Origin of the sequence: Gemmiger formicilis, from assembly GCF_016900095.1 — a bacterium.
GTDB lineage: Bacteria > Bacillota > Clostridia > Oscillospirales > Ruminococcaceae > Gemmiger > Gemmiger formicilis_A.
The window spans coordinates 71595-95089 of record NZ_JACJJP010000009.1; the positions used below are offsets into that span (position 1 = coordinate 71595).

Sequence of the window (23495 nt, forward strand, 5' to 3'; positions counted from 1 at the left end):
TCCTCTCTGTATTGTGTATTCCGCGTGTGCGGTCATTCAAATGTATGTGGTTTGGGATGGAGATATTTGCAAAAACGCCTGCATGGTATATAATAAAAGGCGAAGAATTTGTAAGGGCGGTGAGCATTTTGGATGTACGGGTCGGTGATGTGATCCAGACAAAAAAGCCGCACCCTTGCGGTGCGAACCGGTTCGATGTATTGCGCGTGGGCATGGATTTCAAGATTCGCTGCCAGAAGTGCGGACATGAGATCATGCTGCCCCGCGTAAAGATTGAGAAAAACATCAAAAAAATCCTGCGTGACGGTCAGGAATTGTAGCGGAATTTTTCTTTTGCCTTTTTTACCCGTTTAACGAAACAAAGCAAAGGAATTTCCGCACGTTATGTTTGAAGAATTGCACGAAATTGCGCGCAGATACGAAGAGATTTCTCATTGGCTCAGCAATCCGGAAGGAACTGCCGACCAGAAAGCTTACGCTGCGCTGGTAAAAGACTACAAAGAACTGACCCCCTTGGTGGAAAGCTGGCGCGCCTGGTATGTGTTGCGGCAGGAAATAGAAGAAGAGCAGGAAGCGCTTCGGGAAGAAGGTGCCGATCCTCTCTTCATCGATATGGTACAGCAGGAACTGCGCAAAAACAGGGAAAGCCTGTCGGCACTGGAAGAAAATATCCGGCTGCTTCTGCTGCCCAAAGATGCCGACGATGACAAAAGCATCATCATGGAGATCCGTGCCGGCACCGGGGGAGAGGAGGCCGGACTCTTCGCCCGGGATCTGTGGCGCATGTATACCATGTATGCCGCCCGGCGCGGCTGGACATGCGAAACCGTCCAGTGCAACGAAACCGAACTGGGCGGCATCAAGGAGATCATATTTTCTATCGAGGGAAGCGGCGTATACAGCCGCCTGAAATTCGAGAGCGGTGCTCACCGTGTGCAGCGTGTACCGCAAACGGAAACCCAAGGACGGATTCAGACGTCGGCGGCCACAGTGGCTGTCATGCCCGAAGCCGAGGAAGTGGAGTTCGAGCTGGACCCCAAAGATCTGCGCATTGACACATTCCGTTCTTCCGGCGCCGGCGGACAGCACATCAACAAAACTTCCAGCGCCATCCGCGTGACCCATCTGCCCACCGGTACCGTGGTGGAATGCCAGGACCAGCGCAGCCAACGGGAAAACAAGGAGCGGGCGCTCAAGGTATTGCGCAGCCGCCTTCTGCAGCAAAAGCAGGAAGCATATGATCAGGAATATAATGCACGTCGGCAAAGCCAGGTAGGCAGCGGGGACCGCAGCGAGCGCATCCGGACCTACAATTTTCCCCAGGGTCGTGTGACCGACCATCGCATCGGGCTGACACTCTATAAATTGGACGAAGTGCTCAACGGCAACCTGGATCTGATTGTGGAGCCGTTGCTTCTGGCCGATCGTGAGCAAAAACTGAAACAGATGAATGCCGGAGAGAACTCCGGATTCTAAGAAGGATGATGGAAACTATGCAGACACAGGTTTTGCCTGTCAATGAAGAAAGCATCAAGCTGGCGGCCGACCTTCTGCGCCGCGGTGACCTGGTGGCGCTGCCCACCGAGACCGTATACGGAATCGCTGCCGACGCACGGAACGGAGAAGCCGTCAAAAAAATTTTTCTGGCCAAAGGCCGCCCGCAGGACAACCCGCTGATCGTTCACATTTGCGGAATGGAGATGCTCCATGGGCTGGTATCGGAAGTGCCGGAACGGGCTTACCGCTTGGCCAAGGCCTTCTGGCCCGGACCGTTGACCATGGTCATGCCGCGCGGTCCGGAAGTTTCCGACGTTACCTGCGCCGGGCTGGATACGGTGGGCATCCGTATGCCTTCTCATCCGGTGGTACAGGCCGTCATCAGGGCGTCTGGTGTCGCCTTTGCGGCGCCTTCCGCCAATCTGTCCGGACGTCCCAGTCCCACCAATGCGGCGGATACCCTGGCAGACATGGACGGACGCCTGCCGCTGATTCTGGATGGCGGCGATTCGGATGTAGGGGTGGAGTCCACCGTTGTTTCCGTCAGCGGGGAACACCCGGTCCTGCTGCGTCCCGGTTATGTGACCAAGGAGCAGATGGAGGAAGTGCTGGGAGAAGAAGTGCTGGTTTCCCATGCAATTCTGGAAAAACTGCGTCCCGGCGAAACCGCCCGTTCTCCCGGAATGAAGTACAAGCACTATGCTCCCAAGGCACAGGTAACCATCCTGAAAGGTGATTTTGAAAAATACAAAGCCTATCTGCAGGAACACGCCGCCCCCGGTGTGTTTGCCATGTGCTTTGACGGGGAAGGGAAGGACCTGCCGGTTCCGGCCATTGAGTACGGCACCAACGGGGACGGCGCCTCCCAGGCGCATCACCTGTTTACGGCCTTGCGGGAATGCGACAAACAGGGCGCACAGGTGGTATATGCCCGTTGTCCCTTGAGCAACGGCGTTTCCATGGCTGTATACAACCGTCTGCTGCGCGCAGCCGCTTTCCGTGTGGAGGAACTATGAAAATTATCGGTATTACCGGCCGTTCCGGATGCGGGAAGTCCAGCGTGACGCGGCTGTTTGCCGCCCAGGGATATCCCTGCATCGACGCGGATCTGGTGGCCAGAGAAGTTCTGGAGCCGGGATCCGTCTGCATAAACCAGTTGCAAAATGCGTTCGGTTCTGATATTGTAGATGAGTCGGGAGCGGTTCGGCGTCGGCTGTTGGCAGACCGTGCCTTTGCCACCCCCGAGGGAACCGCCAAACTGACCGACATTACCCATCCGGAAATCTTGCGCCGCATCGACGCCCGCCTGCAAGAGGCCGAACGGGCCGGTGCCCGGCTTGCCTTTGTGGATGGCGCCGTGATTGTGGGAACACCTTTTGCTTCCCGCTGCGATCAACTGTTGGTGATCACAGCCCCCTACGAACAAAGCGTGGCGCGAATCTGTGCACGGGACGGAATTGCCCCCGCCATGGCACGCCGTCGATTGGACGCCCAGACGCCGGAACAGGTTTTGCGGGACGCCGCCACATTTGTTCTTGAAAATGACGAAACTCCTGAACGACTGCAGGAAAGAGCGATTGCCCTTCTACACCAACTGGAGCAGGAATCCTGATGTCCTGTTCCGGAAAGGAGGCTTATGAAGAAAAGACAGATGCAAACTGATGCCATGCCCCGCCCCGCGCGAGGTATTATCCGGCTGGTTTGGCTGCTGGCTGTGCTGTTGGTTGCGGGCAGCCTGGTCTTTTCGGTAAGGCACAGTGAAATTGATGAATTGCGCTATCCTCGCAAATACAGCGAATACGTCGAGTATTACGCCGATAAATATGATCTTGACCCGCTGACGTTGTATGCATTTATCCGGACAGAAAGCAATTTTGATCCGTACGCCGAATCCGCCGTGGGGGCCCGCGGTCTAATGCAGATCACCGAAGTGACCTTCGACTGGATCAAGTCCAAGATTGCTCCCACCGAGGCACTCACTTTTGAGGACCTGTATGACCCGGAAACCAACATCCGTTTCGGCAGTTATTTTGTGGCTTATTGCCTGCTGAAGTTTGAAGATCTATCTACCGCGGCCGCAGCGTATCACAACGGAGTTACTGCGGTGAGCGAATTGCTGAAAAACAGTGACTATTCCTCCGACGGGAAGACGTTGGATGAATTTCCGTACCCGCAGATGCGCCAATATGTACACAAGATCACAACCAGCTATAAGAAATATCAGGAAATCTATACCTCCCAATAAGAGGCCGGCAATGTTTTGCATTGCCGCATTATAGATAATTTTTGTGAAAGGACGTACCAAATATTATGGGAAAGAAAAGTGGGAAGGAACTGGAGAAGCTCCTTTACAAAAATGAAACCGTGGCCGACTGCGCGCCCGATCAGATGGCGGCAGCCCACGAATTCTGCGAGGGGTACAAACAGTTTCTGAACGCCGCCAAGACCGAGCGGGAAGTGGTGGCCTACAGTGAAGAGCTGCTCCGCGGCGCCGGCTACAAGCCTTTTGTGCCCGGCCAGCAGTTGAACCCCGGCGACAAGGTTTACATGATCAACCGCAAGAAGTGCGTGCTGGCCGCCACCATCGGCCGCAAGAGTCTGGCGGAAGGGTTCCATCTGAACATCGCCCATGTGGACGCTCCCCGTCTGGACCTGCGTCCGGTGCCCCTGTTTGAGAAGAAGAGCCTGGCCTATCTGCGTACCCACTACTACGGTGGTGTTCGCAAGTATCAGTGGGCGACCATTCCGCTGTCCATCCACGGCGTGGTGTATCGTGCCGACGGCACCAGCGCCGAGATCTGCATCGGTGAAAACCCCAGCGATCCCGTTTTCTGCATCACCGACCTCCTTCCGCACCTGGCAGCCAAGCAGAACGAAAAGAAGCTGCCTGAGGCCATTACCGGCGAAAATCTGAACATTCTCATCGGCTCCGATCCCATCGAGGACAAGGACGTGGAGAATCGCGTCAAGCTGAACGTGCTGGGAATGCTTAACGAGACCTACGGCATCACCGAGAGCGACTTCACCCGTGCCGAAATCGAAATCGTGCCGGCTTTTACCGCCCGCGATGTGGGGCTGGACCGCTCCATGATCGGTGCCTACGGCCATGACGACCGTGTGGATGCTTATCCGGCTCTGATGGCGGAAATCACCACCGTTTCTCCGGCTTACACCAGTGTCTGCGTCCTGACCGACAAGGAAGAGGTGGGTTCTGACGGCGTCACCGGCCTGAACAGCATGTATACCTTCCACTTCCTGCAGCAGCTGTGTGCCGCCCAGGGGGTTGACTATATCACGGCATGCAAGGCTTCCAAGTGCTTGTCTGCCGACGTCACCGCCGCCTATGACCCCAGCTATGACGATGCCTTCGAACCGGACAACGGCACTTATGCCGGTCGCGGTGTTGCCATCTACAAGTACACCGGTTCCCGCGGCAAGTCTTCCACCAGCGATGCCAGCGCTGAGCTTGTCAGCTATCTGACGCATCTGATGGATTCCAACAATGTTATCTGGCAGATCGGTGAGATGGGCAAGATCGACCTGGGCGGCGGCGGAACGGTTGCCAAGTATGTGGCCAACCAGGATATCGATACCATCGACATCGGCGTTCCCGTTCTCTCCATGCATTCTCCCTTCGAAGTTGTTTCCAAGGCGGATGTGTACATGGCTTATCTGACCTTCAAGGCATTCTGCGAAGACGAACAGTAAGTTTCATTCCGAAAAAGGCCCGGTTGCCTCTTGAAGGTGACCGGGCCTTCTTATGCGCGAAAAACGCGAAGACACGAACAATCTACTGTCATTCGGTTGAACTTTTTCCCTTTTGCCGGTATGATATTTTCAGGAAAGGGGATACCGCCATGTACAACATCGACAAAAAGGAGTTCGGGGCCTTTGTCGCCGCACGCAGAAAAGAAAAGGGCTATACCCAGAAAGAGCTGGCCGAAAAGCTGTATGTCTCAGACAAAGCCGTCAGCAAATGGGAAACCGGTACCAGTATCCCGGATACAGCGCTCTTGATCCCCCTGGCCGAGCTACTGGGTGTCACCGTGACAGAACTTTTGCTGTGCCGCAAAAACGGCGACAAATCCCTGACGCCGGATGACGCGGAAAAGGCTGTTCAGACCGCCATCGGATTTGACACATCCCCGATCAAGCGCGTGTGGCAAACCGAACGGACCGTCCCGCTTTTCTATCTCGCCGCCCTGGTCATCGCCGTTGTGAGCAGTCTCGCCACCGTGAAACTGGGCTTGTTCGATGAGTTATATTTTACCTATATGGGGATATTGGCCGGTTTCGGAGGATACTTTTGCCTGTTTGCACAGCAGCGACTTGCCGACATCTATGACCAAGCCCGGATTTCCGCAATAAGCGATGGCATCTTTCGCATGAACCTGGTCGGTGTGCACTTCAACAACCGCAACTGGCCCCACATGCTGCGGGCGGGTCAGATATGGGGTATTTCCTATCTGATTCTGTTTCCATGGATTCGGCTGGTTCTGTTACTGCTCCATGTTCCGGCTCCCGCCATTTTTTCCTTGTGCCTGATTGCGATTATAGGTGGACTGTTTATTCCCATGTATATTGTTGGAAAGAAGTATGAATAAAACAACCGCCGCGGGCATTTGGCTCGCGGCGGTTTTGATTTTGTATGGTTTTCTCAGATGGAACGGAAGCCCTTACCGATAATCTCACTGCTGTTCACAATGGTAATGAAAGCGTGGGGATCAGTGGAACGCAGGAAGTTCCGCAACAATGCCGCCTGATGTCGGGTCAGAACCGTCATCAGTACATGGATTTCTTTATGCGTATAGGCACCGCTGGCCAATTGTTCGGTGGCAGAACGGTTCAGCTCGTTCACAATAAAGTTTCGTACCGGTTCCGGGTCATGGGTAACCACAGTACACACCTTGCGCAGGTTCAGACTTTCGATGGCGCTGTCCACCACCGTCGATTTCAGAATCATGCCCAGAATACAATACAGTCCGGTTTTTGGGCCGTAAAGATAAGCTGCTACCAGAACGATTCCCAGATCGCTAACCAACAAAGCCCGTCCTATTTCCAGGCTTGTGTATTTGTTCAGGATCATTGCCACAATGTCGGTACCGCCGGTAGATGCCCCGATATTGAATACAATGGCACTGCCCACGGCCGGCAGGATAACGGCAAAGCAAAGTTCCAGAAGGGTGTCGTCCGTCATGGCGTGCTGCATGGGGAAAACCGCTTCGCACAGGCTGACATAAAAGGAGAGCGCGAAGGACGAATAAATCGTCCACCCCATGGCGCGAACGCCCAAGAAGACAAAGCCGAGCACCACCAGCACAGCGTTCACAATCCACATAAAAGTGCCCACCGGCAAAGTGGGGAACAGGGTCGACAAAATAATGGACAACCCGGATGTGCCGCCAAAGGCAAAATGATTCGGTGTCTTAAAGAAATGGATACCGGCCGCCGTGGCAAACAGCCCTGCATTCAGCAGAAGAAAAAAGTCGATATTCTTTTTGGCACTCTGCGGCGACAACTGTTGCCGCAATTTCGTTGCTACTTGATTGGCATTTGCCTCCATCGTGATCGAATTCCTTTCTATCATACACCAGAATGTTTTTCCTTATGGGCCAAACCCTTGTAAAGAATATCTCCCGAACCGGAAAAAGTCAAGTTGGAAAAAACGCTTTTCCTGCCGTGTGAGAAGGAACACCTATTACCATTCGCAAAAGCGGCATTTGACAAGGCACCATGGCTCTGCTATCGTTGAGGGTATACAATGTGTCTCATTTTCTTATATAAAGGAGTCGGTATCATGATCCGCACATTGACGCTAAACCCCGCATTGGACAAAACCGTGGTGATTCCCAACTTTCGCACCGATACCGTAAATCGAATCGATTCGCTTCGACTCGATCCCGGGGGCAAAGGGATCAATGTCAGCAAGGTGGTGCAAAAACTGGGTGGGGAAAGTTATGCCACCGCCTTGTTGGGTGGAAGCACCGGGGATCTAATCTTTTCCATGCTGGCACAGCAGGGCATCCGGGTCGACCGTATATGTGTGCCCGGACAAACCCGGACCAATCTGAAAATCATCGACCCTGTCCTGAAAACCAATACCGATATCAACGAGCCCGGCGTTTCGCTTACCATTAATCAATGGGATGATGTGTTGGCGCATTTTATTTCGCAGGTAACCGCCGACGATATCGTTGTGTTGGCCGGAAGCGTCCCCGCCGGTGCCCCGGCGGACATCTATGCCCGCTGCATACAAGCATGTGATGAAATCGGCGCCAAGACCTTTCTTGATGCGGATGGCCCTCTGCTTGCCATGGGAATTGCCGCTGGCCCCTACCTGATAAAGCCAAATCTGGATGAACTGAGACGGGTGGTTCAGCAGCCGCTGGAAAGTCTGAAACAAATCAAAGCAGCCGGCCTGACCCTGTTGGAACAGGGAATTCAGAAAGTTTTGATAAGCATGGGGGAAAAAGGGGCTTTGTACCTCACTGCAGACATCTGCCTGTTCGCACCCGCTTTGTCCGTCCCCGTAGGAAGCACCGTGGGGGCCGGAGACAGCGTTGTAGCTGCTCTTGCCATAGCGGAGGAGAAGGGACTGTCACCCTCTGAGACACTTGCATTGGCCACAGCCACTGGTGCTGCCAATGTTATGTGCAGCGGCACCCAAGCCGCCGATCTCCAACAGATTCAAGCGCTGCTTCCGTTGGTACGGTATCAATCCATTTGATTTCTCAACGAGAAATCTGCCGAAGAAGTCCCTGACATCCCTCCAGAATATCCTGCCAGGCAGTTTGAAAGTCTCCGCTGTACCATGGATCGTCCACTTCTCCCGGGCGCTCGGTATAGGAAAGTAAGAGATGAATTTTCTCTTTTGCCTGCGGACAGATGCGCTGCATGTTCCGGATGTTGGCATGGTCCATCCCAACCAGCAGATCGTATTCATCTCCGTCCGCCCGGGACATCTGCCGTGCCTGATGTCCCGAGCAGGCGATTCCATGCTCGGTCAGAATCTGTCTTGCGGCGGGATACAGTGGATTTCCGATTTCTTCTGTGCTTGTAGCCGCAGAATCGATCACAAAATCCTTTGCGCACCCGGCTTTCTTAACCAGATCTTTCATAATGAATTCAGCCATCGGACTTCTGCAAATATTGCCATGGCAGATAAAAAGTATTTTAGTCATCACACGGGAACCTCTCCATCCAATGTTTTCTTTAGTATACCGCAGGGTTCCCGTCGCGGGCAAGACATCTTTCACAAAAGTGCGGTCAGGACTTCTCCAATATCGTTTTCTATACACAGTAACCGGTTTTCGATTTCCGGTGGGCAGTAGGCTTCGTTCTGGTTGATGCAAGCATAGACCGCCCTGGGATTCTGGAAGGTCATGCGCCAGAACGGATATTTGATGATAACCGGCGTATTACCGCCTACGCCCAATTCCAGAAAGAGAATATGCTGCCCCTCATGGCGGTGAAGGAAGTCCTCATACCGCCGGGCGGCGGTGTGCCAGCCTTCATCCTCTACAAAGGTATCATCCGCCCGCAGATTCATGGACATAGTCGCGCCGCAGACTGGACAGCTGGGTATCAGTTCGCTGGGAATTTTTCGATCCTTTTGTTCGTACACCATCTTTTTGACAATGGTTTCGTTATCATAGGTCTTTTGGTGGCAGGGCCTGGAACACTGCCACAGGCCGTAGTCGCCCTGGGTATAGAATAACCGCTGCTTGTCAAATCCGGCTTTCTGGAAACAGTGGTCCACGTTGGTGGTCAGCACAAAGTAATCCTTTCCTTGCACCAACTTCAAAAGCTCCTGATAGACTGGCTTCGGGGCGTCCAGATAGCGATTGATATAGATATACCGGCTCCAATACGCCCAATGTTCTTCCAGACTGTCAAAGGGATAGAAGCCGCCTGAATACATATCGCGGAAGCCATACTTCGCAATAAAGTCCCCGAAATATTTCTGAAAGCGTTCGCCGGTATAGGTAAACCCCGCGGAAGTGGAAAGCCCGGAACCGGCGCCGATCACCACCGCATCCGCCGTATCCAATTCCTGTTTGAGCCGTGCGATATTATCGCAGCAGGCGCTTGTAGATTTCATAGTCTCTGTCCTTGAAAACATTGAAGATCACCTTGATTTTCTCTGGGTTTTGCCGCTGCCATTCTCCCACCGTTTGTATGGCAATTTCTGCGGCCAGTTCATTGGGAAAATGGAATTCGCCGGTAGAGATACAGCAAAAAGCTATGCTGCCAAGCCCAGTTTCCGCCGCCAGCTCCAAACAGGTGCGGTAGCAGCTGGCCAGCAGTTCCAGGTCTGCCTGTGTGACGGCTCCACAGATGATCGGGCCAACGGTATGCAGTACATAGCGGCAGGGCAGGTTGTAAGCTTTCGTGATTTTTGCGCTGCCAGTGGGTTCTTCCTCCTGTCCGGCCATGAGGTGGACACACTCCAAGCGGAGCTGCACCCCTGCATAGGTGTGGATGGCGTTGTCGATGCAGCCGTGACAAGGAACGAAGCAGCCCAGCATCTGGCTGTTGGCCGCGTTGACAATGGCATCCACCGCCAGCGTAGTGATATCTCCCTGCCAGAGATATAAGCCGGGGCGCACCGGCGTCAGGTCTTTCAGCCTTGTCACGCCCCGCTCCGCGAGGCGCTCTTTCAGGTAATCGTCCTGCACCCTCAGGAAATCCTCACGGGCCGGGACGGGCGGACGCACATTCATCAGGCTGCGCAAAAGCCGCCGCTTTTCCGGGCGAGAACTCGGCACCGGGATATCTTCATATTCTTTTCGTTCTGCCAGCAGATCGCGGAGCAAAAAATTCAATCGCTCGTCCTGTGTCATCATCTTATCTCCGTTCAATCGCCCTTGCAGGGCATATTTCAAAGCAATTTCCGCAATGCAGACAGTGTTCTTGCCGAATAACCACAGGCTTTCTTGAAATGTCGATACACTTCTGCGGACATTTGGAATAACACAGCTTGCAGCCAATACATTTGTCTGTCACAAAATAGCCGGTTTCTTTTGCCTGTGCGTCGCCGAAGAAGAAGCTGGCCCGTTCAATAGGAAGTTTGGAGAGGTCAAACCATTCTCCGGTTCCTTCGTAAATTTTGAATACAGTGAGCACGCTACGGGAGCGCACATCAGGATAAATCTTCTCCATATAGGGATTTTTACGGAACAGGTCGGGCAACCTGTCCGGCCCAATCTCCTTCGCCTTACCCTGCACAGACACCGCCACGCAGGAAAGGGTATCTTCGCCCTTCATGGCGGTAAAGGCAACATTTTCATTGGCTTTCAGCCGATCATAAAAGTTCTTGCCCTTTGCCGTCAGGAAGTAAAGGCCACTTTCATCATAATCCATGATGTCAATAGCACAGGTGACAGGACGCCCCTGGCTGTCCACGGTGGCAAAAACGGTAGAGTGGATATGATCCACAATGTATTCCAGGTACTCTTTTGTCTGCATAAAAAGCCTCTCAAAATCAAGGGGTTCCCCCAGAACGATCCGGGGGAACCGCTGCGCATGAACCTTACAGGTCGTACTCCTTGGGCGGATTGCCAGAGAAGTCAGCGATTACCGCATGGGCATCCTTCAAATAGAACACTTCAAAGATGGGGTTGGCAGCCTCGCCGTACTGCCCCTTGACGATGGGGTTCCGAATGCACATCTCCTTGGCGGCCATGTTGTTCTCGAAAACGGCCTCGCCGTTCAGACGAATCCACGCATAAGCCGGGCTGGAAACAGAAATCTCAATGTTGGGGTTGGCCTGCATATCCTTGTAGACGTCCTTCTGGTTGTTGGTGCAAAACCACAGTTTGCCGTCCATTTCGCCAGAAAACATGAAGGGGCGGCACTTGGCCTTGCCATCACGGCCAACCGTGGCCAGATACTGCACGGGATTTTCCTGCAAAAACTTTACGACATCATTCATAATGAATATCTCCTGGTTGGAATATGGGTTTTGGGGATTGCAACTTTTATCTTGCAAGATTATAATAATGTCATAAGTATCTATTGTAAAGTAAGCACTTTATTGTGCTGTAGTTACCAAAAAGAAACCATACGAAGGTGTGATACCATGCAGCAAATGAAAGAACTACCTGCCTGTCCGGTAGAAACAACACTTATGCTGATCGGTGATAAATGGAAAGTTCTAATCCTCCGCGACCTCATGCCGGGGACAAAGCGGTTCGGAGAACTCAAAAAGTCCATCGGCAGCGTTTCCCAGAAGGTTCTCACAGCCCAGCTGCGAGATATGGAAGAAAAAGGGCTGGTTAGCCGCAAAGTATATGCGGAAGTTCCGCCGCGGGTGGAGTACAGCTTAACCGACTTGGGGAAAAGTCTGAAGCCCATTCTGGATGCCATGCGGGCTTGGGGTGAAAATTATAAGGCACAAAACCGGTAGAAAGAACAAGGAGCAGCCTTGAAGAAAGGCTGCTCCTTGTTCTTTATTCATAAAAATGCAGATCACCTTTTCCCGATTACATTTTCTTCATAGTCACGCAGTGCCGACAAGGCCTGGGGTGCCAGGGGAAACAGTGCAATCATATTGAAAATGGTCATCAAGCCCACACCAACATCGCCCAGATCCCAGACGAATTGGTAAGCGGCCAAACCGCCTACAAACAGCATGATCAAGGCAAGAATCTTGTACAACGTCTGAGAAAGCCAATTGTCTCCGAAAAGATAGGCGACGTTGGATCTTGCATAAAACAAAATTCCCAGAAATGTAGACAAACTGAACAGCAATAAAATCACCGCGATAAAAATGATGCCGAATTCACCCAAATGATACCGCATCGCCGTTTGCAAAAGGTCCATGCCCTGCAATCCGGAGGTCAGTTCTTCCGGTGTCAGCAACATAATCATGGCAGAGCAACTGCAAATCACAATGGTATCAATGAACACTCCCAATGCCTGCAAAAGCCCCACTTTGGCAGGGTGGCTGGTTTCGGCGGCAGCAGCCGCACAAGGGGAAGACCCGGACCCGGCCTCGTTAGAGAACAGTCCTCTCTTGGCCCCGTTCATGATCACCGCACCAAGACCGCCACCAACCACCTGACGCAAACCGAATGCTTCGGTAAAAATCCGGGCAAACACAGCCGGTAGCTGACCGGCATTTTTCAGAATGATGTAAATGGCAATAAAGAAGTAGCAGGCCGCCATGATCGGCACCATGATATCCAGAACCTTGACCGTCGCGTTTTTACGCAAAACGATCACCGCCGCCACCAGAACCAGGGCCAGTGCGGTATACAGCGGGGGAATGGAAAAGGCATTTTTGAAGGAAGAAGTAATGGAATTGCTGGTCACCTGGCTGATACCACACCAGCAAATCAACCCGGACAAAGCAAACATTGACGCAATGACAGAATGTTTTCGTTTGCTGCCATCCTTGATAAACAGATGGTGCAGATAATAGGCAGGTCCTCCGCGAAAGCCGCCGTACAAGGGATCCTTTTCCTTATACAGCTGTGCCAGAGTTGCCTCGATATAGGCTGTGGAAGATTCCAGTAATGCCAGAACCCACATCCAGAACACCGCCCCGGCACCACCGGCGGAAATGGCAGCCACCACCCCCACCAGATTGCCCATGCCTACACGACATGCGGTGGAAACAATCAGGGCCTGAACGCCAGAAATGGCTTCCTGTTCGCCTTTTCTGTTGGATTCCAGGGTGACCCGCATCATTTCCGGAAACATCCGGAAGGGAAGAAATCGTGTTCGTATGGTGAAATAAATACCAGCCGCAACCATGATGTAATGTATAGAGGGTGGAATACACCAAAAAACATTACATCATGACTGACGGCTCATTTGTGGCGAATGAAAAGACAGTTATGATAAAGGAGGGATGCCCTCAAACCTACCGTAACTGTCAACCACATTCCCACGAAAGGAGTCTTGTATGGAACTGACTTACACCAAATGCGGCGATTATCTCATTCCTGACCTTGTGTTATTGGACACCAAAGAGTACCATATCGGGAAATATGGCCGGTTGCGCCGTGCCTACTTAAAAGAACACCGGCCCATTCTGTATACCGATCTCATTGTCACTGAAAAACTGTTTCCCCATTTGGAGGAAATCGACACCGCCTGTCGGAAGTGGCTGGAAATTATCGAAAAAGCCATGATGCAGCAAGAAGGCGTCACAGAAGCCCTGAAAGATGCCGACCAGATGGCATGGGTGCGCTCCATGAACTCTATCCACAACAGAGCCGAGGAAATTGTCCTGGCTGAGCTGGTCTACTGCTGAGGGAGGGAACGCAATGATTTTGGAAGCCATGTATAACGGGGAGTTTTATCCCTGTGAAACGGTAGTGCCCACGTCCCCGGAATACCGCAAGGCGATCCAAACCTGTGCGGCGTTGATGGAGCAGCTATCCCATCGGCTCAGTAAAGAGGACTATGCTCTGGTGGAGGAGCTTCGGGCGCAGAACGCTATCGCCCAGTGTGAGGAAAGTGAGAGCCATTTCAAGTATGGCTTTTCAGCGGGGCTGATCGTCCAGCAGGAAGCCCATGAACAGCTGCAAAACAAGAAATAGGCGATGGCCGAAAAAGCCCACGCAGCCGGAAAGAGAACCGGAGGCGTGGGCTTTCTGTGTATATGGTTATTCTGTCAGGGCATCCGAAGTTTCCGCAAGCAGCCGGTCAAAGTCGCTCTGATAGGTCCGATCCTGCAAAACCCGGAACTTTTCAAACTCTTTCTCGGCAAAGGCTTTGGCAATGGCGGCGGTCACCTTGCCCTTATCATGCAGAATATCTTCCTCGTTGAACTGTAAAAATGCGTCAAGCCGCTTGACCCAATCGGCCATATACATGACATTTCCACGGCGGGCCTGCCGTTCCGCATAGTCCAGGTACATGGTGACAATCTCGTTCAGGTTACGCATTTCCGTTTCGTTCAGATAGTTTTTAGCAACGGTGACATCCGATTTGCGGATGCGGCCTTTGGGGGCGTTTTTCCATGTTGTCAGCCCCATGTTGGGCTTGGTGCTGTCGGCACGGCCGTATACGATCTCAGCGGCGGTATGATGGGTGACCGCATAGTGGAGCTTATTCTGCACCGTTGCGAAAAACTCCTTTGTGATGGGGCTTTCCACATCGTAGTCAGCGCTGCACTGGGAATAGATGTCCGTGATTTTCTGGTAGAACCTTCTCTCGCTGGCCCGGATGTCCCGGATACGCTCCAGTTGTTCCTCGAAATAATCCTTGCCGAAAAAGTTTTCCGGCTCCCGCAGCCGTGCGTCATCCATCACATAACCCTTGATGATGAACTCTTTCAACACCCGGTTTGCCCAAACGCGGAACATGGTCGCCTTTTTGGAGTTCACTCGATACCCCACAGCGATGATGGCGTCCAGATTATAATAATTGGTCTGATACCGTTTCCCGTCCGCCGCAGTTGTTTCCATTTTGGAAACAACTGAATCCTCGCTCAGTTCGCCGGATTCAAAGATTTTTTTCAGATGCTTGGAAATGGCCGCTTTCTGCACCTCGAACAGCTCTGCCATTTTTGCCTGCGTCAGCCAGAGATTTTCCTGAAAGAGCAGGATTTCCACCCGCACCTCTCCGTTTTCGGTCTTGTAAAAGAGGATTTCTCTGGTTTCATACGGGGGCAGCCCCTGTTCCTCGCTCATTCCTCGTCACCTCCATATCGTTTTGGTAAGTTTGGATTGTATTTTGTAATTCATTTACAAAATGCCAGGTATTCCATTTACTTCTTTCGATGAATCGTATTGGATTCCCATAGTAAGTTCTTTTCCAAATATACCATATCAATAAGCTGAACGCCGCATTCAAAGATAGGATGATCATAATTGTCCGTGAAAAAGTTTTTGATACGATGGCTTTCTATAAAACCGCATTTCTTATAAAAAGGGAGCGTCAGCTGACTGTCACCCGTCCCCACACGAAGAATACGAAAATTATCACGGTATGTCTGCTCAATAAACTCAATCATCCGTTTTCCGTAGCCCATGCGCTGGCATTCCGGCAGAACAGCAATATTCTTGATTTCAAGAACTTTGCTGCCTTCGTCAGTAACAACACATTCCGCTTTTACGCCATTTTCCTCCAAAACATACATCGTACCTTTTTCAAGATACCGGTCGATCATATCTTCCTGCTCGTCCGCAAGAAAAAGCAGGCTCATGTATCTCTTTTTATTATCCTCAATTTTGCTTATTTTCATCAACTGTCATCCTCACATACTTTACATTCCAACTGGCAGTCATACGGCTCGGTTTCTACATGAGACTGATTGTAGACAGCCGCCTCTGCACAGCCCATTTTGTGATAGAATGCCTGGCTTTCAACGGCTGAATGGGCTGAGATGTACAACTTTTTTGCTCCATGTGCCTTTGACCATTCTTTCGCTGCTCGAAACAGTGCAGTGCCAACCCCTTTTCCTCGCATATCCTCTGACACATGGATACTTGAGAGGTCGAGGTATCTGTGATTTCCCCCAAAAAGTTTCGGTTCAACTGACACGAAACCTTTCAACACCCCTTCGCAGAAAGCAGCATATACCAATCCACCTGTTGCTGCTGTGTTTTTCAGGCAGGAAACCAGGAATTTATAATCCGCTTCGCTCCAATCGTCAATAAACGGATCATCTTTGATAATCCATTTTCCGTTTTCTTTTCGTCTACATTTAACAACAGTTTGATGCCGTACAAAATGTCTAAATAGCTCTCGGCTTATCTCATTCTCTTGTAAGTTTTTATATATAATCTCCATTTCTATTATCCATGCAGCTCCCTTTGGTGTTTACTTTATTTTCAAATTCTGGATTCCAATAAATGCCGCTCCAATCGAACGCAAAATGATTTATCGGGTCTCTCCAAATGTCTAATTTTTAACGATAACCGTTTCTATTTCAAATCATAAACATACATCCTCGACAAATCTACCTCACCATCGCCCTGCGCCATACACAGGAACTTCCATCCGTAGCGCTCATAGAAGCCTGTGTGGTCTGTAATGAGATATAAGGTTTTCGTGCCAAATGAGCACATATCCCCGCAGACAAAATCCAGCAATTTCCCGGCAATACCCTGGCAGCGATAATCTTCCTCTACATACACCGCGCAGACATTTGGAGTCAAATCCTTGCGGTTATGAAAATCGTTTTCGATGACCCCAATACCACCAATAATCTGCTGAATCTCGACTGCAACATACCACTGCGGAACAATGCTTTTGCTCGTCAAGCACTCCTGTATGCTTCCCGCATATTCTTCAACTGGAATATCCCACTTGGAATGAAACCACTCTGCGGCCTCCGATACCAGTTCGCTGTGTTCCCTGAGTTTCAGAATTTCCATAGCGTATCATTCCTCCTCATTTCCGCCCTTTTTAGAACGGCTCTTGTAGACATTGTACTGGTTCTTGCACCGTGGGCTGCAAAATGCAGCGTTGGATCGGCTACCCAGGAACACCTTCTGACAGTGCTTGCACAGGCGCAAGGGCTGATCACCGTCTACCAGCATGAAGCTGAACATCATCTGGATACCCAGCAGCAGCGAATGAAAGTCCCAGTAAATGGTGGGCTTATCCAGCAGCTCGATATGGTAGCTGGGGGCGATCCCGCCAAATGCGGCCATGGCTTTGCGATACAGACCCCGTGCGTCCTCGTCGATGGAATCATAATCATTGTAGTACAAAATGGCGGTACTTAGCGTAAAGGCCCAGTCCTTGAACTGCTGGGCAACCCAGTCGTAGGGTTCCGCATATTCCCGCTGGAAACTCATGTTTTTCGCCATCGGCTCGTCCATGAAGGTCATGGTCAGGGCAATCATCGTCCGGTCACCAGACACATTCCACGTGGATGCTATGCCTTTCTTCACCAAGTCCAGCTGGTCAAAAGGATAAAACAGGGACAGATATTTGTCCGTCGCCATGGATTCTTCCTTGATGAAATGGTTTTTCGGCAAGTACACCGCCTCATAGTCCATAAAAGACGGTGTGGTAGGCAGAGCGGTCATCAGCCCCAGCAGGCCGTACCGGGTGATAAACTCCATTACCGCCTTTTCCACTTCTGCTTCCGGCTTGCGTCCCATCATCAGCATCCCCACATTCAGCGCATCCAGCACAATGCCCGGGACCTCTTTCAGCGGATTGTAGACGTCCGGCTTTGCGCTCTTGCCGGGGGTGATATACCGCTTGCCATCTTCCGCTGTTTTCAGCTCGTAATGATCGTACCGCACCCAATGGGAACGGGACTGTTCAAATAAATTTTTCATCATACACGCCCTTTCTCCTTAATCGTCCCAATTATCAGGGGCGGTTTTTCTTTTTTCTGCGCTTGGACTTGTTCTCCCGCCGGATCACGGCATCCTTGCCCTGTTTCCTTGCGATTTTCGAGTATTCCTCCAAAAACTGGCGTTCCCGCAAGGTCAAGCTGCCGCCATGCTCCTGTTTGCCGCACATATGGTCATACATCTGGCGCTGCAATTTCTTGTGGATGGTTTTCCGCAGCTTGCGGATGTTGCGGTCAGACTGCCCACGCACAGCGGCAAGCCGGGTGGTGCTGTACAGCCGCAAAGAGAGAAAATATAGAACTTCCTTGTGTTCCTCGCTCAGTTCCTCCACCATGCGGGAAACAAAGGCATCGGCGGTCAGGTTGTGCATCTCATAGGGGCAGTCAAACAGGATGTCCAGAAAGTTTCCGGCCATCAGCTGCCGGTATGCGGGATTGTTCATCCAGCGGGGAATGAGCTTCGGTTCCGGCACCGCCTGATATTCCAGCGGCACATCCCCACGAAGGTTTTCGTGGTCTCGTTCCCGGCGCTCCCGGTTCCGGTCCAGCTTGTTCCATTCCTCCACCACGGCCCGGAAATCCTTTTCGGTGCGGGCCGCTTCCTCCAGCCGCCGTATGGCCTCAGCCCGCATCTCCCGTTTGAGCCGTTTATCACTGACCGGGGCGGCTTCTTCTTCCTCGTCCTCCAGCTCCGCTTCATAGTTGATGGGATGCTCGTCCTGCTCCAGCTCACTTTCCAGCTCGGCCAGACGTTCTTCCGCAAGCGCCTGTTCCAGCGTTTCTTCCGCCCCAGCGTCCCATCCGGTGAAGCCACCCTCGGTATCCAGAAGCCCGTCATCAGACAGATACGCCATGACCCCACCTCTTTTCAAAAAAATATTTTACGATTTTTCAAAAATGGTTCCGTTTTGCACCCCGGATTTCTCCTATCAGTGAAAGAGTAATCCAATAACAAGTTACTTGGGTTACATTCGCTCGTTCACGCAGGAGAAAGGGGGCTTTCGCCATGTTCAGGCTTGACACAAAAAATGAGTAACACAATCGCAGGTTACAAACAACGGAACTATAACAACAGTATACACCGGATGCGCCGAAAGCGCAAGAAAGAGAGGTTCTATAGCAGATAAAAACGCCGTGTTTCTGACCCGGCACATTGGCAAGACCACCTATAAAGTTCGTGTCTACCTCAGCGAAACCGCCGAGGAAACGATGGAAGATAAAATTCTGCGGCTGATCCGCAATGACGGGCTGGCAAACCAGCCGGAATGTGGTATAATGGAACTGCCACAAATGAGCCGTCCGTCTGAAAGGAGCGCCTGATATGGCAAACAGACAGACGGAAGAAAAAATCACTGCGCTCTATGAGCGCCTGTCCCGTGACGATGACCTCATGGGCGACTCGAACTCCATTCTGAACCAGAAACGTTATCTCGAAAGCTATGCAGTACAGCGGGGCTACACCAATATCGTCCACTACACAGACGATGGGTGGTCCGGCGGCAACTTTGACCGTCCCGCATGGAAGCGCCTTGTGGCGGACATCGAGGCGGGAAAGGTAGCCCATCTGCTGTGTAAGGACCTAAGTCGGATCGGCAGAAACTACCTGCAAACCGGCTTTTATACCGAGGTAATGTTCCGGCAGAATGGGGTTCATTTTGTTGCTGTCGCCAATAATATTGATAGCGAGGAACAGGACAGCGGCGAGTTTGCGCCCTTTCTCAATATCATGAACGAATGGTATCTGCGTGACCAGTCCAAAAAGGTTTCGGCAGCATACCGTGTCAAAGGCAAGGCGGGCAAGCCAACCACCAACAACGCCATCTATGGCTACAAAAAAGACCCAGAGGACAAGGACCACTGGCTGGTGGACGAGGAAGCCGCCGCCGTGGTGCGGCGGATCTTCCGGCTTGCGGTGGAGGGGCACGGCCCCCATGAGATTGCCAAGATACTCACACAGGAAAAGGTGGAGTGCCCCGCCTATTATCTGGCTCGCAACAGCAGAGGCAGCCGTAAGAACACCGTGGACACCAGCCGCCCCTATGACTGGTACGGCTTCACGGTCAGTTCTATGCTGACCAAGCCGGAGTATATGGGGCACACCGTGAATTTCCGTTCCTCCAAAAAGTCCTGCCGGGATAAGCGGGTAAAAAATGACCCGTCCGACTGGCTGATTTTTGAGAACACCCACGAGGCCATCGTTGACCCGGAAACCTGGCAGCTCGCCCAGCAGGTGAAACGGACGGTGCGCCGGACAGATACCACCGGCGTTGCCAATCCCCTGACCGGCCTTGTGTTCTGTGCCGACTGCGGAGCCAAGATGTATAACCACCGGGGCAAACGCAAAAAGGACGGGCGGGAGTATGGAACCGACTTTTATAACTGCTCCACCTACACCCTGACCTTTGAGCGGGAAACCCAGATGTGTTTTTCCCACACCGTTAGCACCAAAGCCCTGAACGCTCTGATTCTGGAAACCATCCGCACTACCGCCAGCTATGCCATCCAGAACAAGGAAGAGTTTATTCAGAAAGTTCGCAGCATTTCACAGGTTCGCCAGCAGGAAGCGGCCAAGGAGCTGAAACGCAAGGTCGCCAAGGAGCGCAAGCGCAGCGCCGAGCTGGATGTGCTGATTAAAAAGCTATACGAAACCTATGCCATGGGCAAGTTGGAGGAAAAACGGTTCGAGCTGCTGTGTGCTGAATATGAGAAGGAACAGGCCGAGCTGGAACAGCTGCTTGCATCCGAGCAGGCACAGTTGGACCAATTTCACGAGGATACCGACCGTGCCAGCCACTTTCTGGCGCTGGCACAGAAATATACGGATTTCACCGAGCTGACCGCCCCTATGATCCATGAATTTGTGGAGAAAATTCTGGTTCATGCCCCGGACAGAAGCACCGGGGAGCGGGTGCAGGAAATTGAGATTTATCTGAATTTCATCGGGAAGTTTGAAGTGCCCATGCCCGAACCCACCGAGGAAGAACTGGCTGCGGAGGAAAAGCGCCGCCAGAAGCGCATCCGTGACCATGAAAAGTATCTGCGCCAGAAGGAGCGCAAACAGAAGATTGCTGAGGGGCTGATCGTTCCGGGTGAACCGTACCAGCTGGTATGCCAGTGCTGCGGAGAGCCGTTCCAGTCTGTCCGCCCTAACGCTAAATTTTGCAAACCCGCCTGCCGGGAGAAGTTCTACCGGCAGGAAAAGCGGAAAGCCAAAGAAACGGAAACATCACAAACTGCATAAAGACTGCGGCCTGCCCCAACAAACCGGGCAGGCCGCTTTTTTTATGCCCTGAAACGGAGGGATTTTCATGACACTCTTTGAACTGGTAAAACAGAATATTTGTGTGCCGGATGCAGCGAAACACTATGGGCTGCAAGTCAACCGAAATGGGATGTGCAGTTGTCCGTTCCATGAGGACCAACACCCCAGCATGAAGCTGAACGAACGGTATTTTTACTGTTTCGGTTGTGGAGCCACCGGCGATGTGATTGACTTTGTGGCAAGGCTGTTTGGCCTGAACAGTTACGAAGCAGCGCAGAAACTGGCACAGGATTTCGGGATTGACCCGGACAAGCCCCCGGCGGAAATCGCCTTACCAAAACCGGAGCGTCCTCTGCTGAAAGCATACCGGCAGGAAGAAGTGCGCTGTCTGCAGGTGCTGTGTGATTATCTGCATCTTCTGGAAAGCTGGAAGGTGCAGTACGCACCCAAGACACCGGAAGATGTTCTGGATGACCGGTTTGTGGAAGCCTGCCAGATGCTGGACTATGTGGAGTATCTGGCGGATTTGCTCATTGCCGCCGAACTGGAACATCGGGTGAAAATCGTGGAAATGCTGAACAAGGATGGCCTGATTGCCGGTTTGGAGGAACGGCTGGACAGACTGAAAAAGGAGGACGATGCCTATGAAAAACAAAACGCAGCTTGACGGGATGCCCGTCTGGTTCGATGGCAAAAGCATCAACGAAGCCCTGTTTTGTGAGGAGTTCTTGCAGACGCACAAGATCATCTTCACAAACGGGGCTTTTTTCACGCCCGAAGGCCGTGTGACAGACGAACTACCCCTGCGGGGAGAAATTTTTGAGGAGCTGAAATGCTGTGCGGTCAGCAACATTCCCCGCAAAATCAGCAACATTGTGGAGCTGATGAAACTGGCGGCGCTGGTGGAGGATTTTCCCCCGGAGCTGGATCGGATTCATCTTTCCAACGGCACGCTTTTTCTGGACGGAACTTTTGCGAAAGGAAAGCCGAAAATCGTCCGCAACCGTTTCCCCGTGTCCTACAAGCCCAACGCCCCAAAACCTGTTCTCTGGCTGCAATTTCTGGATGGTCTGCTCTACCCGGAGGACATCCCCACCTTGCAGGAATATATCGGCTACTGCCTGATTCCCAGCAACAAGGGGCAGCGGATGATGGTCATTAAGGGCAGCGGCGGCGAAGGAAAGTCGCAGATCGGCGCTGTGCTGGGAACTTTGTTCGGTTCCAACATGAAGGATGGCAGCATCGGGAAAATATCCGAGAACCGGTTTGCCCGTGCCGATTTGGAACATATCCTCCTGTGCGTGGATGACGATATGCGAATGGAGGCCCTGCGCCAGACCAACTATGTGAAATCCATCGTCACTGCCCAGGGCAAGATGGATTTGGAGCGCAAGGGCAAGCAGAGCTATCAGGGATGGATGTGCGCCCGGCTGCTGGCCTTCTCCAACGGAGATTTGCAGGCGCTGTTTGACCGGAGCGACGGATTTTATCGCCGCCAGCTGGTGCTGACCACGAAAGAAAAACCGGCTGGCCGTGTGGATGATCCTGACCTTGCCGAGAAGATGAAAGCCGAGGTGGAGGGTATTCTGCTGTGGGCTTTTGAGGGATTGCAGCGGCTGGCCGCAAACAACTTCAAGTTCACCGAAAGTGAGCGCACCAGAGGGAACCGGGAAGCAGTCAAACGGGACAACAACAATGTCTATGATTTTCTGGATTCTGACGGGTATGTTCGCCGGAAAGCCGATCTGTCCGCCAGCTCCAAAGAGTTGTATGAAGCATATCAGATTTACTGCACCGAAAACAACCTGCCTGCCCTGAAGCCACGCAGCTTCAGCGAAGCCCTGATCGCCTGCCAGAGCCGCTACAATCTGGAATACTGCAACAATGTGACCAACGCAGCCGGACGGCGGGTGCGTGGATTTCTGGGAATTGAGGTATTAGTGAGAAATCATATATCAGTGTTTTCCGGTGATTCGATGCGTACGTACGTACCGGAAGATGTGCCGGAGGAATGGCGGCGTTAATACTGGGGCCCCCAGCGGAACCCTGTAAAGCGGTTCCGTTGGGGAAAGGACGAGCAGCGGAACGAGTGAGCTTTCGGCTTTAGCCGGAAGCGAAGGATGTGGAGTTTGTGAGGACGCTGTATGTACGTACGCTTTGATTGACCGTTGTTCTCCCTTTTATAGCAATTCGACGGCTATACCAGTCAGAATCACCGATCAAATCCCCATGCTAAATCAAGGCAAGTGGGAATCGAAAAGTATTTGACGGTTGGAAGAAATCATTTTGCGAAACAGTGCTTCTCACCCCGGTGAACCGGGTGCATGGAACCATGGGAAATTGCACGGTTTCAAGCCAAATCACACGAAACAGAAAAGTCGGAAGGTGCGACCTGTGGACAGGACATCACACCGGCAATTCTGGACGGATTTGTTGACGAGAGAATTTTTCACGACACAGCGAAGC

27 protein-coding genes and 1 pseudogene are annotated in these 23495 nt (G+C 52.2%); 15 read left to right on the forward strand and 13 right to left on the reverse strand.

What is annotated here, in order from left to right; translation table 11 throughout:
- The first annotated feature begins 128 nt into the window (after window positions 1-128).
- The 7 genes from H6B15_RS06165 (at window position 129) to H6B15_RS06195 (ending at window position 6101) form a co-directional block, all read left to right on the forward strand.
- A complete protein-coding gene (locus tag H6B15_RS06165; RefSeq protein WP_204647155.1) occupies window positions 129-320 on the forward strand; it encodes a DUF951 domain-containing protein in 192 nt (63 codons plus the stop codon).
- 64 nt (window positions 321-384) lie between these two features.
- Complete coding sequence (gene prfA / locus H6B15_RS06170; protein WP_204647120.1) at window positions 385-1476, forward strand: peptide chain release factor 1; 1092 nt, start codon at window positions 385-387, stop codon at window positions 1474-1476.
- A gap of 17 nt (window positions 1477-1493) precedes the next feature.
- The gene (locus H6B15_RS06175; protein WP_204647121.1) at window positions 1494-2513 is read left to right on the forward strand and encodes an L-threonylcarbamoyladenylate synthase; all 1020 of its coding nucleotides are present in this window, start codon (window positions 1494-1496) and stop codon (window positions 2511-2513) included.
- Complete coding sequence (coaE, locus tag H6B15_RS06180) at window positions 2510-3109, forward strand: dephospho-CoA kinase (RefSeq protein ID WP_204647122.1); 600 nt, start codon at window positions 2510-2512, stop codon at window positions 3107-3109. The genes H6B15_RS06175 and coaE overlap by 4 nt, the downstream gene beginning before the upstream one ends.
- A gap of 24 nt (window positions 3110-3133) precedes the next feature.
- Window positions 3134-3742 carry a lytic transglycosylase domain-containing protein gene (locus H6B15_RS06185; RefSeq protein WP_243424313.1) on the forward strand — a complete coding sequence of 203 codons (609 nt, stop codon included), beginning with the start codon at window positions 3134-3136 and terminating at the stop codon, window positions 3740-3742.
- Window positions 3743-3807: 65 nt separating this feature from the next.
- Window positions 3808-5205 (forward strand): aminopeptidase, encoded by a 1398-nt coding sequence (locus tag H6B15_RS06190; RefSeq protein WP_204647123.1) that lies wholly within the window; start codon window positions 3808-3810, stop codon window positions 5203-5205.
- Between the two features lie 149 nt (window positions 5206-5354).
- Window positions 5355-6101, forward strand: coding sequence for a helix-turn-helix domain-containing protein (locus tag H6B15_RS06195; RefSeq protein ID WP_207751500.1), 747 nt, complete (start codon window positions 5355-5357; stop codon window positions 6099-6101).
- A gap of 53 nt (window positions 6102-6154) precedes the next feature.
- Here the strand turns inward: H6B15_RS06195 and H6B15_RS06200 are convergent, their stop codons facing one another.
- Entirely contained in the window at window positions 6155-7060 is a 906-nt protein-coding gene (locus tag H6B15_RS06200) for a YitT family protein (protein WP_204647124.1), read from the reverse strand.
- Window positions 7061-7294: 234 nt separating this feature from the next.
- Here H6B15_RS06200 and pfkB point away from each other — a divergent pair, with 234 nt between their 5' ends.
- The gene (gene pfkB, locus H6B15_RS06205) at window positions 7295-8224 is read left to right on the forward strand and encodes a 1-phosphofructokinase (protein ID WP_204647125.1); all 930 of its coding nucleotides are present in this window, start codon (window positions 7295-7297) and stop codon (window positions 8222-8224) included.
- A 4-nt stretch (window positions 8225-8228) separates the two neighbouring features.
- On the opposite strand, the gene H6B15_RS06210 is transcribed toward pfkB, so the two are convergent.
- From H6B15_RS06210 to H6B15_RS06230, 5 genes are all read right to left on the reverse strand, one after another.
- Window positions 8229-8678, reverse strand: a complete 450-nt coding sequence (locus H6B15_RS06210; RefSeq protein ID WP_204647126.1) for a low molecular weight protein-tyrosine-phosphatase — start codon at window positions 8676-8678, stop codon at window positions 8229-8231.
- A 71-nt stretch (window positions 8679-8749) separates the two neighbouring features.
- Window positions 8750-9598 (reverse strand): SIR2 family NAD-dependent protein deacylase, encoded by an 849-nt coding sequence (locus tag H6B15_RS06215; RefSeq protein WP_204647127.1) that lies wholly within the window; start codon window positions 9596-9598, stop codon window positions 8750-8752.
- Window positions 9570-10340: a protein-ADP-ribose hydrolase gene (locus tag H6B15_RS06220; protein WP_204647158.1), complete on the reverse strand. Its 771-nt coding sequence runs from the start codon at window positions 10338-10340 to the stop codon at window positions 9570-9572. Before H6B15_RS06220 ends, H6B15_RS06215 begins: the two co-directional genes overlap by 29 nt.
- 4 nt (window positions 10341-10344) lie before the next feature.
- Window positions 10345-10965, reverse strand: coding sequence for a 4Fe-4S binding protein (locus H6B15_RS06225; protein WP_204647128.1), 621 nt, complete (start codon window positions 10963-10965; stop codon window positions 10345-10347).
- Between the two features lie 64 nt (window positions 10966-11029).
- Window positions 11030-11431: a pyridoxamine 5'-phosphate oxidase family protein gene (locus tag H6B15_RS06230; RefSeq protein ID WP_204647129.1), complete on the reverse strand. Its 402-nt coding sequence runs from the start codon at window positions 11429-11431 to the stop codon at window positions 11030-11032.
- Between the two features lie 147 nt (window positions 11432-11578).
- Between H6B15_RS06230 and H6B15_RS06235 the strand changes: the two genes are divergently transcribed.
- Window positions 11579-11905 (forward strand): winged helix-turn-helix transcriptional regulator, encoded by a 327-nt coding sequence (locus H6B15_RS06235; protein WP_204647130.1) that lies wholly within the window; start codon window positions 11579-11581, stop codon window positions 11903-11905.
- A gap of 62 nt (window positions 11906-11967) precedes the next feature.
- On the opposite strand, the pseudogene H6B15_RS06240 reads toward H6B15_RS06235, so the two are convergent.
- Window positions 11968-13260, reverse strand: a pseudogene (locus tag H6B15_RS06240) (alanine/glycine:cation symporter family protein); the annotation flags it as partial.
- 148 nt (window positions 13261-13408) lie between these two features.
- Between H6B15_RS06240 and H6B15_RS06245 the strand changes: the two are divergent.
- The gene (locus H6B15_RS06245) at window positions 13409-13759 is read left to right on the forward strand and encodes a TnpV protein (protein WP_204647132.1); all 351 of its coding nucleotides are present in this window, start codon (window positions 13409-13411) and stop codon (window positions 13757-13759) included.
- A gap of 13 nt (window positions 13760-13772) precedes the next feature.
- Window positions 13773-14048, forward strand: a complete 276-nt coding sequence (locus H6B15_RS06250; protein WP_117507445.1) for a DUF6809 family protein — start codon at window positions 13773-13775, stop codon at window positions 14046-14048.
- A 66-nt stretch (window positions 14049-14114) separates the two neighbouring features.
- On the opposite strand, the gene H6B15_RS06255 is transcribed toward H6B15_RS06250, so the two are convergent.
- From H6B15_RS06255 to H6B15_RS06280, 6 genes are all read right to left on the reverse strand, one after another.
- On the reverse strand, window positions 14115-15143 hold the full coding sequence (locus H6B15_RS06255) for a virulence RhuM family protein (protein WP_204647133.1): 1029 nt from the start codon (window positions 15141-15143) through the stop codon (window positions 14115-14117).
- A 77-nt stretch (window positions 15144-15220) separates the two neighbouring features.
- Window positions 15221-15697 carry a GNAT family N-acetyltransferase gene (locus tag H6B15_RS06260; protein WP_087171134.1) on the reverse strand — a complete coding sequence of 159 codons (477 nt, stop codon included), beginning with the start codon at window positions 15695-15697 and terminating at the stop codon, window positions 15221-15223.
- Window positions 15697-16245, reverse strand: a complete 549-nt coding sequence (locus H6B15_RS06265; protein ID WP_204647134.1) for a GNAT family N-acetyltransferase — start codon at window positions 16243-16245, stop codon at window positions 15697-15699. The genes H6B15_RS06260 and H6B15_RS06265 overlap by 1 nt, the downstream gene beginning before the upstream one ends.
- Before the next feature lie 134 nt (window positions 16246-16379).
- A complete protein-coding gene (locus H6B15_RS06270; RefSeq protein ID WP_204647135.1) occupies window positions 16380-16832 on the reverse strand; it encodes a GNAT family N-acetyltransferase in 453 nt (150 codons plus the stop codon).
- Window positions 16833-16838: 6 nt separating this feature from the next.
- The gene (locus H6B15_RS06275; protein WP_204647136.1) at window positions 16839-17753 is read right to left on the reverse strand and encodes a hypothetical protein; all 915 of its coding nucleotides are present in this window, start codon (window positions 17751-17753) and stop codon (window positions 16839-16841) included.
- A gap of 31 nt (window positions 17754-17784) precedes the next feature.
- Window positions 17785-18621 (reverse strand): sigma-70 family RNA polymerase sigma factor, encoded by an 837-nt coding sequence (locus tag H6B15_RS06280; protein ID WP_204647137.1) that lies wholly within the window; start codon window positions 18619-18621, stop codon window positions 17785-17787.
- A gap of 280 nt (window positions 18622-18901) precedes the next feature.
- On the opposite strand from H6B15_RS06280, the gene H6B15_RS06285 reads away from it, so the two are divergent.
- The 4 genes from H6B15_RS06285 (at window position 18902) to H6B15_RS06300 (ending at window position 23053) form a co-directional block, all read left to right on the forward strand.
- A complete protein-coding gene (locus H6B15_RS06285) occupies window positions 18902-19087 on the forward strand; it encodes a transposon-encoded TnpW family protein (RefSeq protein WP_430661829.1) in 186 nt (61 codons plus the stop codon).
- Between the two features lies 1 nt (window position 19088).
- A complete protein-coding gene (locus H6B15_RS06290) occupies window positions 19089-21008 on the forward strand; it encodes a DUF4368 domain-containing protein (protein ID WP_204647138.1) in 1920 nt (639 codons plus the stop codon).
- 190 nt (window positions 21009-21198) lie between these two features.
- A complete protein-coding gene (locus H6B15_RS06295; protein WP_430661830.1) occupies window positions 21199-21696 on the forward strand; it encodes a CHC2 zinc finger domain-containing protein in 498 nt (165 codons plus the stop codon).
- Window positions 21674-23053 carry a DNA primase family protein gene (locus H6B15_RS06300; protein WP_204647140.1) on the forward strand — a complete coding sequence of 460 codons (1380 nt, stop codon included), beginning with the start codon at window positions 21674-21676 and terminating at the stop codon, window positions 23051-23053. Before H6B15_RS06295 ends, H6B15_RS06300 begins: the two co-directional genes overlap by 23 nt.
- Window positions 23054-23495: the final 442 nt, after the last annotated feature.

Bases quoted from the DNA above. Each gene is read 5' to 3' on its own strand.
- H6B15_RS06245 (WP_204647132.1), top strand. From the start codon at position 13,409: ATGGAACTGACTTACACCAAATGCGGCGATTATCTCATTCCTGACCTT.
- H6B15_RS06210 (WP_204647126.1), bottom strand. From the start codon at position 8,678: ATGACTAAAATACTTTTTATCTGCCATGGCAATATTTGCAGAAGTCCG.
- H6B15_RS06175 (WP_204647121.1), top strand. From the start codon at position 1,494: ATGCAGACACAGGTTTTGCCTGTCAATGAAGAAAGCATCAAGCTGGCG.
- H6B15_RS06280 (WP_204647137.1), bottom strand. From the start codon at position 18,621: ATGGCGTATCTGTCTGATGACGGGCTTCTGGATACCGAGGGTGGCTTC.
- H6B15_RS06270 (WP_204647135.1), bottom strand. From the start codon at position 16,832: ATGGAAATTCTGAAACTCAGGGAACACAGCGAACTGGTATCGGAGGCC.
- H6B15_RS06295 (WP_430661830.1), top strand. From the start codon at position 21,199: ATGAAGCTGAACGAACGGTATTTTTACTGTTTCGGTTGTGGAGCCACC.
- prfA (WP_204647120.1), top strand. From the start codon at position 385: ATGTTTGAAGAATTGCACGAAATTGCGCGCAGATACGAAGAGATTTCT.
- H6B15_RS06190 (WP_204647123.1), top strand. From the start codon at position 3,808: ATGGGAAAGAAAAGTGGGAAGGAACTGGAGAAGCTCCTTTACAAAAAT.
- H6B15_RS06235 (WP_204647130.1), top strand. From the start codon at position 11,579: ATGCAGCAAATGAAAGAACTACCTGCCTGTCCGGTAGAAACAACACTT.
- H6B15_RS06195 (WP_207751500.1), top strand. From the start codon at position 5,355: ATGTACAACATCGACAAAAAGGAGTTCGGGGCCTTTGTCGCCGCACGC.
- pfkB (WP_204647125.1), top strand. From the start codon at position 7,295: ATGATCCGCACATTGACGCTAAACCCCGCATTGGACAAAACCGTGGTG.
- H6B15_RS06215 (WP_204647127.1), bottom strand. From the start codon at position 9,598: ATGAAATCTACAAGCGCCTGCTGCGATAATATCGCACGGCTCAAACAG.
- H6B15_RS06275 (WP_204647136.1), bottom strand. From the start codon at position 17,753: ATGATGAAAAATTTATTTGAACAGTCCCGTTCCCATTGGGTGCGGTAC.
- H6B15_RS06220 (WP_204647158.1), bottom strand. From the start codon at position 10,340: ATGACACAGGACGAGCGATTGAATTTTTTGCTCCGCGATCTGCTGGCA.
- H6B15_RS06260 (WP_087171134.1), bottom strand. From the start codon at position 15,697: ATGAAAATAAGCAAAATTGAGGATAATAAAAAGAGATACATGAGCCTG.
- H6B15_RS06300 (WP_204647140.1), top strand. From the start codon at position 21,674: ATGAAAAACAAAACGCAGCTTGACGGGATGCCCGTCTGGTTCGATGGC.
- coaE (WP_204647122.1), top strand. From the start codon at position 2,510: ATGAAAATTATCGGTATTACCGGCCGTTCCGGATGCGGGAAGTCCAGC.
- H6B15_RS06185 (WP_243424313.1), top strand. From the start codon at position 3,134: ATGAAGAAAAGACAGATGCAAACTGATGCCATGCCCCGCCCCGCGCGA.
- H6B15_RS06255 (WP_204647133.1), bottom strand. From the start codon at position 15,143: ATGAGCGAGGAACAGGGGCTGCCCCCGTATGAAACCAGAGAAATCCTC.
- H6B15_RS06230 (WP_204647129.1), bottom strand. From the start codon at position 11,431: ATGAATGATGTCGTAAAGTTTTTGCAGGAAAATCCCGTGCAGTATCTG.
- H6B15_RS06250 (WP_117507445.1), top strand. From the start codon at position 13,773: ATGATTTTGGAAGCCATGTATAACGGGGAGTTTTATCCCTGTGAAACG.
- H6B15_RS06200 (WP_204647124.1), bottom strand. From the start codon at position 7,060: ATGGAGGCAAATGCCAATCAAGTAGCAACGAAATTGCGGCAACAGTTG.
- H6B15_RS06225 (WP_204647128.1), bottom strand. From the start codon at position 10,965: ATGCAGACAAAAGAGTACCTGGAATACATTGTGGATCATATCCACTCT.
- H6B15_RS06265 (WP_204647134.1), bottom strand. From the start codon at position 16,245: ATGGAGATTATATATAAAAACTTACAAGAGAATGAGATAAGCCGAGAG.
- H6B15_RS06290 (WP_204647138.1), top strand. From the start codon at position 19,089: ATGGCAAACAGACAGACGGAAGAAAAAATCACTGCGCTCTATGAGCGC.